The organism is Acidovorax sp. GW821-FHT09B03 (assembly GCF_059418305.1).
Map to the genome: position 1 here is coordinate 15,343 of NZ_JBWKPP010000012.1, position 12,741 is coordinate 28,083.

A 12,741-nucleotide genomic window follows, 5' to 3' on the forward strand; every position below is an offset into this window, starting at 1 on the left:
TGCAAGCAAGTCACCTGCCAGTGCTTTCCCTGAAAACGCTGGCAACGGGTCATGGCAGCGCGCTCCGGGGCTGCCGGCTCGGCTCAGAACCGGATCGGGGCGCCGTGCGTGAGTGCCGGATCGAGCACTTGCGTGGCACCTTGGGCCCCTGCAAGCACGAGCGCATAGGGCCCCTCCCCGCGTGTGGCCAGGTGCCGGGCCAGCGGACCGGCCTCGGTGCGTGGCGCGCTCAGCACCAGGGTGGCGGCTCCGGCGCGCACCAGCGCCACCTGCACGTCGCTGTGCGGCAGGTCCACCGCCGCACTGGCATGGCTGGCCGGAGCCCCCTGCGGTGGTTCGCCCAGCAAGGCCCGGTAGCGCGCCAGGCTGGCGGGCAGGTCGTGCACGGCAATGGACAGGCTGGCCACACCGAGCGCGCCATTGGGATGCACGCGGGCATCGCCCTCGGGCACGCGCAGCGCGCGCGGCGTGAGGTCGCCGCACAAGAAGGGCAGGTCGGGCGAGGGCGGGCGTGCCGTCTGCCAGCGCAGCTGTTCGCCGTCGGGCCGCACGCGGCCGCCGTCGTGCGGGCCGCTCAGCGCCAGGCCGCGTGCCTGGGCGGCGGCCACGGTGGTGGCGGTGCCCGGTGGCAGCAAGGCAAAGTCGATGATGCCCTCGCCATGCTGCTGCAGCAGCTGCCACCAGCGGTCGGCGGGTGCCGGCTCGCGCCAGGCGATGAGCTCGAAGTAGCTGCCGTCGGCAAACACCACCAGGGCGTTGTGCGTGGGCCGGCCGGGGTGATCGCCACCGCGCAACACGTTGAAGCCCAGCGCCTGGTAGTCGGCGATAGTCTTGTCAAGGTCGTTGACCGCGATGACCACATGGTCCAGCGGCAAGCTCAGGACTTGGGCGGGAGTACCTGCGCTCATGCGGCCACCGCCTCTTCGCTTTGCAGTGCGGCGGCAGATGCCGCAGCCTTGGAGTTGGTGAGCTTCACCTCGGCGCGGATGGTCTGCGGGTTGCGCAACAGGTTCAGGATCGGGCAGTTGCGCTCCACCGCCTCGAACAGGGCATCGATGTCGGCGCGGCTCGCGGGCGAGTCGATGTGCACGGTGTAGGCGATCTCGTGCGGCCAGATCGGCGTGGACTCGTGGCCGGGCTTGCCGCCGCGCGGGTCGATGATGCCGGTGACCTCGACCTCCAGGCTTTCCAGCGGCACCTGGCGCTCGGCCGCGTGGATCAGGAAGATGTGGGTCACGCAGGTACCCAGCACGCCCAGCTGCAGCTCGGGCGAGCTCGGCCCCAGGTTGTAGCCCGCGAAGTCGGGCGGGCTGTCGCTGATGACCTGGTGGTCGCGGATGCGCAGGCGGCGCACGCCGCTGCGGCCCTCGGCGCTCACGCGCGCCTTCAATGCGGCGGGCTGGGCGGTGCCCGCGTCGATGGCGGTCTGGCGCGCCAGCACGGCGGCGCGCTTCTCGGCCAGATAGTCGTTCAGATGGGTCATGGCTCGGCGGTTCTCCAATGCGTGCGCGCCGCCGCTGACATCGGGCGGATCACGGACGGTCAGGCCATTGTTCGGGCCACCGCACGCGCTTGGGAAGCCAGAAAACCGAGCGCGCTTATGCGCATTTCAGATATGCCGCCCCGCGGCGCCAACCCTCGTTTTTCAGATAACGATCCTACTTTATATACCGATGCGTTTATGTAGCGTCGCTACCATGAAATGCGTGGACCGGGTCCGCGCCATGGGGCGGGCCGCGGTGTTTTCCAGGCCATTTTGACTGCCGTTGCGGCGACGAGGTATGAACGTGTTTCCCCTGAAAAAATCGTTGGGCTGGGCTGCCGTGGGCATCCCGGTGTTGGTGCTCGGCGCGCTGCTGGCCGGCTGCTCCAAGAAGGAAGCGGAGTCCACCGCGGCGACCGGGGGCGGCCCCGTGCAGGGCGGCACGCTCGTGTACCTGGAGCAGCAGGCGCACACCACCCTGTACCCGCCAGCCGGGGGCTTTTACCCCAACGGCGGTGTGCTCAACCAGATCACCGACAAGCTCACCTACCAGGACCCCAAGACGCTGGAGATCCAACCCTGGATCGCCGAATCCTGGGAGGTGAACGCCACGGCCACCGAGTACACCTTCAAGCTGCGCAAGGGCGTGAGCTTCTCGGACGGCACGCCGCTCGACGCCACCGCGGTGGCCAGGAATTTCGACACCTACGGCCTGGGCAACAAGGAGCTCAAGCTGCCGGTCTCGGAGGTCATCAACAACTACGACAAGAGCGAGGTGGTGGACCCGCTCACGGTGAAGTTCTACTTCAAGAAGCCCTCGCCAGGCTTCCTGCAGGGCACCTCGGTGATCGGCTCGGGCCTGGTGTCGCTGGCCACGCTGGCGCGGCCCTTCGAAGAGCTGGGCGACGCCACCAAGATCATCGGCTCCGGTCCGTTCGTGGTGACCAGCGAAACCCTGGGCAAGGAGCTCACGCTTTCGGCGCGCAAGGAATACGCCTGGGGCCCGGCCAAGCTGGCCCACCAGGGCCGCGCACGGCTCGACGAGGTCAAGTTCATCGTCACGCCCGAGGACAGCGTGCGCATCGGTGCACTGCTGGCCGGCCAGGCCGGCTTCATCCGCCAGGTGCAGGCCTATGACGAAAAGCGCGTGCAGGAGCAGAAGTTCCAGGTCTACGCACCCTCCACGCGCGGTGTGAACAACAGCGTGGTCTTCCGCCCCGACAACGCCCTGGTGGCCGACGTCAAGGTGCGCAAGGCCCTGCTGCATGCCACCAACACCCAGGAGATCGTGCAGACCCTGTTCTCGGCCAACTACCCACAGGCCAAGTCGGTCATCGCCTCCACGGCGGCCGGCTATGTGGACCTGTCGGCCAAGCTGGCGTACGACGAGGCCGCTGCGAAGAAGCTGCTGGACGAGGCCGGCTGGACCCTGGGCGCCAACGGCCTGCGCCAGAAGGACGGCAAGGAGCTGGTGCTCGCGGCCTACGAATCCCTGCCCCAGCCGCAGAACAAGGAGACCCTGCAGCTCATCGCCCAGCAATGGGCCAAGGTGGGCGTCAAGCTCAACGTGCTGGCCGGCGACAGCGGCAGCCGCACGGTGGACAACCTCGACCCCGAGAAGACCCCGGTATCGCCCGGCATGGTCGGCCGCGCCGACCCCGACGTGATCAAGAGCAACTACTACCCCACCAACCGCAACGTGCTGCTGCAGAAAGGCGGGGTGAGCAGCAAGGTCAAGGGCTTCGTCGACGACAAGCTCAACGGCCTGCTCGACGCCATCGCCGCCGAGACCGACCCGGCCAAGCGCCTGGCGCTGGCGGGCGAGGTGCAGAACTACCTGATCGACCAGGCCTATGTGATCCCGGTGTTCGAGGAACCCCAGGCCTTTGCGGGCGCGCCCTGGGTGCGTGACGTGGGCTTCGAGGCCGTGGGCCGCCCCAGCTTCTACGGCACCTGGGTCAGCAAGCAGCCCTGAACACAAGCTGCAATGCCAGGGACACGAGCATGAACCTGCCCTACCTCGCGCGCCGCATCGGCCAGGCACTGCTGGTGCTCTGGGCGGCCTTCACGGCCTCCTTCGTGCTGCTGCAGCTGCTGCCGGCTGATGCGATCCTGATCAAGTTCCTGAGTCCCGAGTTCGCCCTGGGCCCGCAGGAGATCGCGGACATCCGCGCCTCCTATGGGGCCGACACGCCCGTGTGGCGCCAGTACCTGCACAGCCTCACCGGCTTCCTCACGGGCAACTTCGGCTATTCGGTGCAAGCCGGCGTCCCGGTCAGCCAGGGCCTGGCCACCAACCTGCCACCCACCCTGCGGCTGGCCAGTTTCGGCTTTGCCACGGCCCTGCTGCTGGCCGTGGCGCTGGCCTTCGCGGCACAACTGGCGCCGCTGCGCTGGCTGCGCTCGGCCCTGCAGTCGCTGCCCTCGCTGTTCGTCTCGGTGCCGGTGTTCTGGCTGGGCATCATGCTGATCCAGGTCGTGTCCTTCCGCCTGGGCTGGGTCCCGGTGATCAACCCCGGCCGCTGGGAAGGGCTGGTGCTGCCCACGCTGACCCTTGCTGTCCCGATTTCGGCGCCGCTGGCGCAGATCCTCTTGCGCAACATCGACGAGGTGCTGACCCAGCCCTTCGTGGCGGTGGCGCGTGCCAAGGGCGCCACGCGCCACTGGGTGCTGTGGAAGCACGTGGCGCGCAATGCACTGCTGCCCACGCTGACCATCGCCGGCGTGCTCTTCGGCGAGCTGCTGGCCGGTGCCGTGGTGACCGAGGCGGTCTTCGGCCTGAACGGCCTGGGCAGCCTGACCCAGCAGGCGGTGGGCAACCAGGACACGGCCGTGCTGCAGGCCGTGGTGGTGTTCTCGGCCACCGCCTTCGTGCTCATCAACCTGGCCGTGGACCTGCTCTACCCGGTGCTCGACCCACGGTTGCGCCACGCCCCCGGAACCTGACCCATGACCACCCACGCACACACCACAGGCGATGGCCTGCTGGCAGCGCCCGCCCCCTCCTCGGCCGCACCGGCCCTCCAGCGCGTGGCTGCGGTATCGCACGCATCCTCGGCGCCCCACGCAGCACCTGCGTCGCTCCTGGCACGCAGTACCCGCGCGCGGCGCGCCGCGCCGCCCACGCTGCTGCTCGCCTGGGCGGTGATCGCCCTGGTGGCACTGTGGGCGCTGGTGCCGGGCCTGTTCACGGGCCACAACCCCATCCAGGGCACGGCCGGCCACCAGCTGCAGGGCCCGAGCGCCGCGCACTGGCTGGGCACCGACGCCCTGGGCCGCGACGTCTACGCCCGCGTGGTGCATGGAGCCGTGCACTCGCTCTCGGGTGCCTTCGTGGCGGTGGCCGTGGGCCTGGTGCTGGGCACGCTGCTGGGCCTGGTCGCGGGCTCGGTGGGCCGATGGGTGGACGACGCCCTCATGCGCACGGTGGACGTGCTGCTCTCCGTGCCCCCGCTGCTGCTGTCGCTGTCCATCATCATCATCCTGGGCTTTGGCACCATCAACGCGGCCATCGCCGTGGGCGTGGCCTCGGTCGCGACCTTCGCGCGGCTGGTGCGCTCGGAGGTGGTGCGCGTGCGCCGCACCGAGTATGTGGAGGCGGCTTTCGGCAGCGGCGGGCGCTTCAGTGCCGTGCTGTGGCGCCATGTGCTGCCCAATTCGCTGACTTCGGTGATCGCCATGGCGGCGCTGCAGTTCGGCTCGGCCATCCTGTCCATCTCCACGCTGGGTTTCCTGGGCTATGGCGCGCCGCCTCCCACGCCTGAATGGGGCCTCTTGATCGCCGAGGGGCGCAATTACATCTCCACCGCCTGGTGGCTCACCACCGTGCCCGGCGTGGTCGTGGTGGCCGTGGTGCTCTCGGCCAATCGCATCAGCGCGGCCATCGCGAAAGGCCGACCATGAGCACCAGCCCTCCCCTCCCCACGCCGGTCCTCGAGGTCGAGGACCTGGCCATTGCCTACCACGACGGGCAGCAGCACGCGCAGCGCGTGGTGCACGGCGTCTCGTTCTCCATCGCGCCCGGCGAGGTCGTGGCGCTGGTCGGCGAATCGGGCTCGGGCAAGACCACCACGGCCCAGGCCGTGATCGGCCTCCTGGCCGACAACGGCCGGCTCGAACACGGCGCCATCCGCCTGAACGGCACCGACATCGCCGGCTGGCCGCAAAAGCGCCTGGACGGCATCCGCGGCAGCGTGGTGAGCCTGATCCCGCAGGACCCGACCAGCTCGCTGAACCCCGTGCGCACCGTGGGCGAACAGGTGGGCGAGATCCTCCAAATCCACCGCCGTGGCGACCGCCGCGCCATCGCGGCACGCGTGCTGGAGCTGCTCAAGCGCGTGGGCCTGTCCCAGCCCGCGCTGCGCGCGCGCCAGTACCCGCACGAGCTCTCGGGCGGCATGAAGCAGCGTGTGCTGATCGCCATCGCCATCGCGCTGCGCCCGGCACTCATCATTGCCGACGAGCCCACCAGCGCGCTGGACGTGACCGTGCAGCGGCGCATCCTGGACCTGATCGACGGGCTGCGCCGCGAGGACGGCACAGCCGTGCTGCTGGTCACCCACGACCTGGGCGTGGCGGCCGACCGGGCGGACCGGCTGGTGGTGATGCAGGGCGGCCGCATCCAGGAGCAGGGCCCCACCCAGGCGCTGCTGCGCGCGCCGCAAAGCGCCTACACGCGCCAGCTGCTGGCCGATGCGCCCTCGCTCTCGGCAGGCAGCTTTCGCCGCGCGCCTGCAGGCTCGGCCGACGGGCCGCAGGACATCGCCATTGCCGTCGAAGGGCTGGTGCACGAGTTCCCGGTGGCGGGGCAGCGGCAGCCGTTCTGCGCGGTCAACGGCGTGTCGTTCCAGGTGCGCCGCGGCACCACGCATGCGCTGGTGGGCGAATCGGGCTCGGGCAAGACCACCACCATCCGCGACGTGGTGGGCTTTGCGCGCCCCACGGCGGGCCGCATCCTCGTCGAGGGGGTGGACCTGACCACGCTGCGCGGCGAGGCGTTGCGCCAGGTGCGTCGGCGCATCCAGCTGGTGCACCAGAACCCTTTCAGCTCGCTGGACCCGCGCCAGACGGTCTACCAGATCATCGAAGAGCCGCTGCTCAACTTCGAGCCCATCGCGCGGGCCGAGCGCGAGCGCCGCGTGCACGACATCCTGGCGCGCGTGGGCCTGCCGCCGGCCGTGCTGCAGCGCCCGCCGCGCGCCCTCTCGGGCGGGCAGCGCCAGCGCGTGGCGATTGCGCGCGCCCTGGTGCTGGGCCCGCAGGTGCTGGTGCTCGACGAAGCCGTCTCGGCCCTGGACGTGACGGTGCAGGCGCAGATCCTGGCGCTGCTCGACCAGCTGCAGCGCGACTTGGCGCTGACCTACCTCTTCATCTCGCACGACCTGGCCGTGGTGCGCCAGATCGCGGACACCGTCTCGGTGCTGCAGGCCGGCCGCCAGGTGGACGCGGGGCGCGTGCAGGACGTGTTCCTCTCGCCCGGCAGCGACTACACGCGCGAATTCATCAACGCCATCCCCGGCCATGCCGCCCCAAGGAACAACGACCGTGCCCTCCACCCCATCCACGACACCCACCACCACGCCTGGGCCGAAGCGCCTGGGCTTCTTCAGCAGGCTGCTTGACGACGCCCCGGCGGGCGAGCGCTACCGCCTGGTGGCCGAGCAGATCGCCCATGCCGAGGCCCTGGGCTTCGACGCGGCCTGGGTCGCGCAGCACCACTTCCACGAGCATGAGGGCGGCTTGCCCTCGCCCCTGGTCTTCCTGGCCCACGTGGCGGCGCGCACCCACCGCATCCGACTGGGCACGGGCATCATCACCCTGCCGCTGGAAAACGCCGTGCGCGTGGCCGAGGACGCCATCGTGCTCGACCTGCTCGCGGGCGGCCGGCTCGAAGTGGGCGTGGGCACGGGCGGCACACCCGAGTCGTTCGCGGCCTTCGGCCTCCACAGCGAGGACCGCTCGGCGATCTTTGACCGGCAGCTGGCCGTGCTGCGCACAGCCTGGGCCGGCCAGCCCCTGCCGGGCGGCGACACGCTCTACCCCGCGGGCCGGCAACTGCTGGGCCGCATCTGGCAGGCCACCTTCTCCGTGGCGGGGGGCACACGGGCCGGGCTGGCGGGCGACGGGCTCATGCTCTCGCGCACCCAGCCGCGCACCGACGAAGCGCCCCATGCCACGCTGGCCGAGATCCAGAACCCCATCGTCGACGCCTACCTGGCCGCCCTGCCCGCGGGCAGCACGCCGCGCATCGTGGGCTCGCGCAGCCTGTTCGTGGCCGACAGCCGGCAGGAGGCGCTGCGCCTGGCCGATACCGGCCTGCGCCGCGCGGCCGCGCGCTTCGCAGCGCAGGCCACCAAGTCGGGCACCGCGCCCCGGCTGGGCCCCGATGCACCGCTGGAACAGCTGATCGCCGCCTACGACGTGCACCTGGGCACGCCCGAGGACGTGATCGCCTCGCTGCGCGCCGACACCACGCTCGAGCGCGTGACCGATCTCGTGTTCCAGGTGCATTCCATCGATCCGCCGCACGCGGCCATCCTGCGCTCCATCGAGCTCACGGCCACCGCGGTGGCGCCCGCCCTGGGCTGGGTGCCGCGGCACCCGCCCGCGGCCACGCCCCGCGCCCCCCACCTCCAACCCATCACGGAGCCCGCATGACCCAAGCTGCCAACACCGCACCCGACGTGATCGACCTGCTCGCCGGCATCCAGCCGGGCGACCGGCTCGACACCATCCGCCGCCACCGCCTGCAGGCGCGCACCCACGCCCAGCAAAGCCACCTGGCCCTGTTCGAGCCGGCGCAGTTGCTCCCGGGAAGCCGTTTCACCCTGGCCGACCGCCAGGCCGTGGCGGCCTTCGTGGCCGGCCTGCACCAGCAGCCCGATGCCACGGCCTTCTACAACGCCTCGCTGGCCTCCGAAGGAGCGCGCCAGGCCCGCCCCGGCGTGCCCCAGGCCATCGCGGCCGAGGTGGTGCGCGGCGCGGCCAACGGCCCCTATGGCAGCTACCCGCCCGGCCCGCTGAGCGAAGAAGACCAGGCCGGCCCGGCCTACACCGTGGGCGAGGTACAGCGCGCCGTGCTGGGCAAGCCGCTGTCGGCTGCGCTCGAACACGCGCACCTGCTCACCTTCCACCCACGCGACGCCAGCCCGGCCGCGCTGCAGGCGCTGCTCGACGCGGGCTGGGGCACGACCGACATCGTGACCCTGTCGCAGCTGGTCGCCTTCCTGGCGTTCCAGATCCGCGTGGTGGCCGGGCTGCGCGCCCTGGCCGCCGCGCCGGTCCCACGCACCACCACCCCATCCAGTGAGGAGACCCAGGCATGAGCGATACCACCCTTTCGCACCCAGGCAGCCAGGAACCGGTGGCCTTCACGCAGGCCCAGCTCAACTGGCTGCCCTGGCTTGCACCCCTGCCCGAGGCCGAGCTGACCGACCGCCACCTGGCCGGCCTGGTGGACGCAGCGCGCGCCAAGTCGCCCTACTTCATGCTGCTGGCGCGCGACCCCGACATCCTGGGCGCCCGCACCCGCACCGACAAGGACATCTTCTACAACCCCGACGCCGGCCTGCCGCGCGCCGAGCGCGAGCTGTCGGCCACTGCCACCTCGCGCCACAACGGCTGCATCTACTGCGCCTCGGTGCATGCGCGCTTCGCCGCGCATTTCTCGGGCCGCGCGGACGATGTGCAGCGCCTGCTCGACGAAGGCACGGACACCGACCTGGGCCCGCGCTGGAACGCCATCACCCAGGCATCGGTGGCGCTCACGGACACCCCCCTGGACTTCGGCACCGAACACATCACGGCGCTGCGCGACCAGGGGCTGGACGATTTCGCGATCTCGGACGCGCTGCACGGCGCGGCCTTCTTCAACTGGGCCAACCGGCTGATGCTGTCCCTCGGAGAACCCCAAGAGGCCGCCGTGAAGGTTTGATCACCGCATCGGCACGATGAGCACCTTGCGGCGCGGGGTGCAGCCCGGCCCGTCGTAGGGCGGGCTGTCCTTGACCCAGCCGGCGCCCGGCGAGGTCTGGGTGCAGACGCGCTGGCCGTCGACCTTGCTGCGCCAGTAGAACCAGGGGGCCGGTGCTGCGAGCGCAGCCGTGGCGGCGACGGTGCAGGCCAGTACCCCAGCCCACAGCCGGCACGCCTGGATCGAAGCGGCAGCACCTGTCATGGCGCCATTGTGGCCGCCAGGGGCATGGGCGCGGTGACGATCCAGCCCTCCAGCGGGTCCAGGCCGGGCGGCAGGCCGTAGAGCGCATCGCCCTCGGCATGGCGCTGCTCGGCCCAGCCGGCCTGCAGCATGCACAGCACAGCGTCCAGGCTGTCGCCGCTGGCATCGGCCACCAGGGCATCGCGCTGCGCGTGGCTGAGCTTCAGGCGCAGGGCCAGGCGCGTCTGCCCCAGCTCCAGCGCGGTCACCAGGTCCTTGCGCGCAATGAGGCGCTCGGGGGTCTGCTTCGCCACATCGTCGCTCTTGTAGCTGCGCCGCTGCAGCACCTCGCGCGCGAGCAGGCCGGGGTAGGCTTCCAGCGCCACGCGCGTGGGGTCGCCCGCATGCAGGCCCGGCAGGTGCACGCCGGCTTCGAGCAGCAGGGGCACGCCCGCGTGCAGCATGTAGGCCACGGGCGGGTTCACCCATTTCATCGACGGGCTGGAGCCCGCGGGCCCATCGGTGGCGCGGTGCGCGAACTTGCCGCCCACGGGACGCGCGTCGCAGAAGGCGGCAAAGGCATCGCGGATCTGCGCACGCGTGAGCGCCTGGTAGTGCTGCATGCTGGCATGCCACTGCAGCGGCCAGCCCAGGGTCTGCAGCAGTTCGCGCGGCAGGCCGAAGGGCATGTCGAACCCGCCCACCCAGGGCCTCGGCTCGGCCAGCCAGCGGCCCACGGCCGCCAGCGTTTCCAGGCGCACCAGCCCGGTGAGCTGCACGCGCGCACCCTCGCGCCGGCCCAGGGCCAGCACCACGGGTTTGCGCCGCGTGGGGCTGCTCGAAAAATCGCACCCGAGCAGCATGGACTATCCCAGTGCCAGCGCGGTGACGCCGGCCGCGATGAAGACCGCCCCGCAGATGCGCGCCACGCGGTCGCCTTCGCCCAGCAGGTGCCCGCCGATCAGCGCGGCAAAGAGCATGGACACCTCGCGCGCCGGGGCCACATGGGACATGGGCGCCTCCTTCATCGCATACAGCACCAGCACATAGGCCACGGGGCTCACGGCCGCCACCAGCAGCGCAAAGCGCCACTGCGCGCGCCACAGCTGGCCGGCCGTGGGCAGGTCGCGCAGCACCACCGGCGCGAGCAGCGCCACGCGCACGAAATTGCCCATGTAGTCCACGAGGATGGGCGACATCATCAGGATCTTGACGGCGTAGCCGTCGACCACCGTGTAGCTGGCGATGAAGGCGCCGGTGACCAGGCCATACCAGATGCCTTTGTACACGCGCTCGCGCGCGGCACGGTCGTGCGCTGCGCGCAGCAGGCCGGGCCCGCCCGCGATCAGGAACACCCCGCCCACCACGCCCGCGATGCCGGCCACGCCCAGCGCCGAGATGCGCTCGCCCAGCAGCGTCACCGCCACCAGCGACGACATCAGCGGCCCCGAGCCCCGTGCCAGCGGGTAGACCACGGTGAGGTCGGCCTTGCGGTAGCCGCGCAGCAGGATGACGAAGTAGCCCACGTGCAGCAGCCCGCTGGCCACCACGAAGCCCCACTCCATGGGCCCCCACAGCGGCACCGCATCGCGTCCCAGGTACCAGCCCAGCGGCGCCCAAACCAGCATCATCAGCACCGAGGTGAAGAATGCGAAGCGCGAGTCGCCGCCCGCCTTCTTGGCCACGATGTTCCAGCAGGCATGGATCAGGCCCGCCAGGATGATGAGGCCGAAGGCATTGAGGGTCACGGTGGGACGGCGGAAAAAGGAATGCAAAAAGCCGCAGCGCGTCGGCGGCTGCGGCCCGGGTTCGGAGGTCTGAAAAAAAGAGCGGGCCTGGTGGCCAGTCCTCTTTAGGCCCGCCCGATGATGGACGCAGTGGCCATGAGTTCTTCCAGCAGCGCGAAGGACACGCGCCCCGACACCGCATACGGGTCGAGCTCGGGCTTCTCGGAGTACTTGAGCAGGATCGAATGGTTGATCTTGGAGAGGTTCACCTGGCCCATGGTCCAGCCGCCGAAGCGGCGCTCGGTGATTTCCTCGTAGTGCAGCAGCTCCACGTTCTGGTGCCGCGCATCGCGCTGGATGTGGCCGTACAGGTCGCTCACGGCCGAGCGGCCGCCCTCGATGGCCTGCAGGAAGATGCCGCCGCCATAGCACAGCACGCCGGTGATGCCGCTGCCCGGGTTGTGCTGGCGCGACTGCGTGAGGATGGCTTCGATGGCGACGGGCGAGGTGTCCACCGCGCGGCTGGCATAGAGCAGGCGTACGAGCATGGTCAGTTCTTTCCGGGAATGAGGGACAGGAATTCGCGGCGCAGCGAGGGGTCCTTGAGGAACACGCCACGCATCACGGAGTTGATCATCTTGCTGTCCATTTCGCGCACGCCGCGCCAGGACATGCAGAAGTGGCTGGCCTCCATCACGATGGCCAGGCCGTCGGGCTGGGTCTTTTCCATGATCAGGTCGGCCAGCTGCACCACGGCCTCTTCCTGGATCTGCGGGCGGCCCATGACCCAGTCGACCAGGCGCGCGTACTTGGACAGGCCGATCACGTTGGTGTGCTCGTTGGGCATCACACCGATCCAGATCTTGCCGATCACCGGGCAGAAATGGTGGCTGCAGGCGCTGCGCACGGTGATGGGCCCAACGATCATGAGCTCGTTGAGGTGCTCGGCATTCGGGAACTCGGTGATCGGCGGCTGCGCCACGTAGCGGCCCTTGAACACCTCGTTGAGGTACATCTTGGCCACGCGGCGCGCGGTGTTGTGGGTGTTGTGGTCGCCCGCGGTGTTGATGACCATGCTGTCGAGCACGCCCTGCATCTTGGCCTCGACCTCGTCCAGCAGCTTCTCCAGCTCGCCCGGCTCGATGAACTCCGCGATGTTGTCGTTGGCATTGAAGCGCTTGCGCGCGGCGGCAAGGCGCTCTCGGATCTTGACGGAGACGGGCGTGCCTTCTTCGTCCGGCGGGGTGGTCGTCATATCGGCGGCAGTGGGACTGGACATGTCCGGCATCGTAACAGTGAACGAGGCGCTACGCCTGGCAAAGGTTTTACCTAGCTACCCCCGGCCCGCATCGCGATACAGCTACCATTTATATAGC

Annotated in this window: 14 protein-coding genes; 7 read left to right on the top strand and 7 right to left on the bottom strand. The window is 70.2% G+C overall.

Features of this window, described 5'->3' with window-relative positions:
• Nucleotides 1–83: 83 nt before the first annotated feature.
• Nucleotides 84–881 (bottom strand): VOC family protein, encoded by a 798-nt coding sequence (locus tag AC07PA_RS20230; protein ID WP_035204012.1) that lies wholly within the window; start codon nt 879–881, stop codon nt 84–86.
• A 23-nt stretch (nt 882–904) separates the two neighbouring features.
• A complete protein-coding gene (locus AC07PA_RS20235; RefSeq protein ID WP_007855859.1) occupies nt 905–1,483 on the bottom strand; it encodes an OsmC family protein in 579 nt (192 codons plus the stop codon).
• Between the two features lie 298 nt (nt 1,484–1,781).
• Between AC07PA_RS20235 and AC07PA_RS20240 the strand changes: the two genes are divergently transcribed.
• From AC07PA_RS20240 to AC07PA_RS20270, 7 genes are read left to right on the top strand one after another with little or no spacing between them, the layout of a single operon-like run.
• Nucleotides 1,782–3,458, top strand: a complete 1,677-nt coding sequence (locus AC07PA_RS20240) for a TIGR04028 family ABC transporter substrate-binding protein (protein WP_494608672.1) — start codon at nt 1,782–1,784, stop codon at nt 3,456–3,458.
• Nucleotides 3,459–3,487: 29 nt separating this feature from the next.
• A complete protein-coding gene (locus AC07PA_RS20245) occupies nt 3,488–4,429 on the top strand; it encodes an ABC transporter permease (protein ID WP_145699532.1) in 942 nt (313 codons plus the stop codon).
• A 3-nt stretch (nt 4,430–4,432) separates the two neighbouring features.
• A complete protein-coding gene (locus AC07PA_RS20250; RefSeq protein ID WP_494608673.1) occupies nt 4,433–5,386 on the top strand; it encodes an ABC transporter permease in 954 nt (317 codons plus the stop codon).
• Nucleotides 5,383–7,104 (top strand): dipeptide ABC transporter ATP-binding protein, encoded by a 1,722-nt coding sequence (locus AC07PA_RS20255; RefSeq protein WP_494608674.1) that lies wholly within the window; start codon nt 5,383–5,385, stop codon nt 7,102–7,104. Before AC07PA_RS20250 ends, AC07PA_RS20255 begins: the two co-directional genes overlap by 4 nt.
• Complete coding sequence (locus AC07PA_RS20260) at nt 7,028–8,140, top strand: putative FMN-dependent luciferase-like monooxygenase (RefSeq protein ID WP_494608675.1); 1,113 nt, start codon at nt 7,028–7,030, stop codon at nt 8,138–8,140. The genes AC07PA_RS20255 and AC07PA_RS20260 overlap by 77 nt, the downstream gene beginning before the upstream one ends.
• Nucleotides 8,137–8,808 (top strand): CMD domain protein, encoded by a 672-nt coding sequence (locus AC07PA_RS20265; RefSeq protein ID WP_494608676.1) that lies wholly within the window; start codon nt 8,137–8,139, stop codon nt 8,806–8,808. The genes AC07PA_RS20260 and AC07PA_RS20265 overlap by 4 nt, the downstream gene beginning before the upstream one ends.
• Nucleotides 8,805–9,416 (top strand): alkylhydroperoxidase domain protein, encoded by a 612-nt coding sequence (locus tag AC07PA_RS20270; protein WP_007855850.1) that lies wholly within the window; start codon nt 8,805–8,807, stop codon nt 9,414–9,416. Before AC07PA_RS20265 ends, AC07PA_RS20270 begins: the two co-directional genes overlap by 4 nt.
• Here the strand turns inward: AC07PA_RS20270 and AC07PA_RS20275 are convergent, their stop codons facing one another.
• From AC07PA_RS20275 to folE, 5 genes are all read right to left on the bottom strand, one after another.
• Nucleotides 9,417–9,659, bottom strand: coding sequence for a hypothetical protein (locus tag AC07PA_RS20275; RefSeq protein WP_145699528.1), 243 nt, complete (start codon nt 9,657–9,659; stop codon nt 9,417–9,419).
• Entirely contained in the window at nt 9,656–10,501 is an 846-nt protein-coding gene (locus tag AC07PA_RS20280; RefSeq protein WP_494608677.1) for a DUF429 domain-containing protein, read from the bottom strand. The genes AC07PA_RS20275 and AC07PA_RS20280 overlap by 4 nt, the downstream gene beginning before the upstream one ends.
• A gap of 3 nt (nt 10,502–10,504) precedes the next feature.
• A complete protein-coding gene (locus tag AC07PA_RS20285; protein WP_494608678.1) occupies nt 10,505–11,386 on the bottom strand; it encodes a DMT family transporter in 882 nt (293 codons plus the stop codon).
• Between the two features lie 104 nt (nt 11,387–11,490).
• Complete coding sequence (locus AC07PA_RS20290; RefSeq protein ID WP_494608679.1) at nt 11,491–11,913, bottom strand: BLUF domain-containing protein; 423 nt, start codon at nt 11,911–11,913, stop codon at nt 11,491–11,493.
• A 2-nt stretch (nt 11,914–11,915) separates the two neighbouring features.
• Entirely contained in the window at nt 11,916–12,644 is a 729-nt protein-coding gene (gene folE, locus AC07PA_RS20295; protein ID WP_035204001.1) for a GTP cyclohydrolase I, read from the bottom strand.
• Between the last annotated feature and the right edge of the window lie 97 nt (nt 12,645–12,741).

What these genes read in the sequence shown, in the direction of transcription:
- AC07PA_RS20235 (WP_007855859.1), bottom strand. Translation starts at nt 1,483, where the DNA reads ATGACCCATCTGAACGACTATCTGGCCGAGAAGCGCGCCGCCGTGCTG.
- AC07PA_RS20240 (WP_494608672.1), top strand. Translation starts at nt 1,782, where the DNA reads ATGAACGTGTTTCCCCTGAAAAAATCGTTGGGCTGGGCTGCCGTGGGC.
- AC07PA_RS20245 (WP_145699532.1), top strand. Translation starts at nt 3,488, where the DNA reads ATGAACCTGCCCTACCTCGCGCGCCGCATCGGCCAGGCACTGCTGGTG.
- AC07PA_RS20250 (WP_494608673.1), top strand. Translation starts at nt 4,433, where the DNA reads ATGACCACCCACGCACACACCACAGGCGATGGCCTGCTGGCAGCGCCC.
- AC07PA_RS20255 (WP_494608674.1), top strand. Translation starts at nt 5,383, where the DNA reads ATGAGCACCAGCCCTCCCCTCCCCACGCCGGTCCTCGAGGTCGAGGAC.
- AC07PA_RS20265 (WP_494608676.1), top strand. Translation starts at nt 8,137, where the DNA reads ATGACCCAAGCTGCCAACACCGCACCCGACGTGATCGACCTGCTCGCC.
- AC07PA_RS20270 (WP_007855850.1), top strand. Translation starts at nt 8,805, where the DNA reads ATGAGCGATACCACCCTTTCGCACCCAGGCAGCCAGGAACCGGTGGCC.
- AC07PA_RS20275 (WP_145699528.1), bottom strand. Translation starts at nt 9,659, where the DNA reads ATGACAGGTGCTGCCGCTTCGATCCAGGCGTGCCGGCTGTGGGCTGGG.
- AC07PA_RS20280 (WP_494608677.1), bottom strand. Translation starts at nt 10,501, where the DNA reads ATGCTGCTCGGGTGCGATTTTTCGAGCAGCCCCACGCGGCGCAAACCC.
- AC07PA_RS20290 (WP_494608679.1), bottom strand. Translation starts at nt 11,913, where the DNA reads ATGCTCGTACGCCTGCTCTATGCCAGCCGCGCGGTGGACACCTCGCCC.
- folE (WP_035204001.1), bottom strand. Translation starts at nt 12,644, where the DNA reads ATGTCCAGTCCCACTGCCGCCGATATGACGACCACCCCGCCGGACGAA.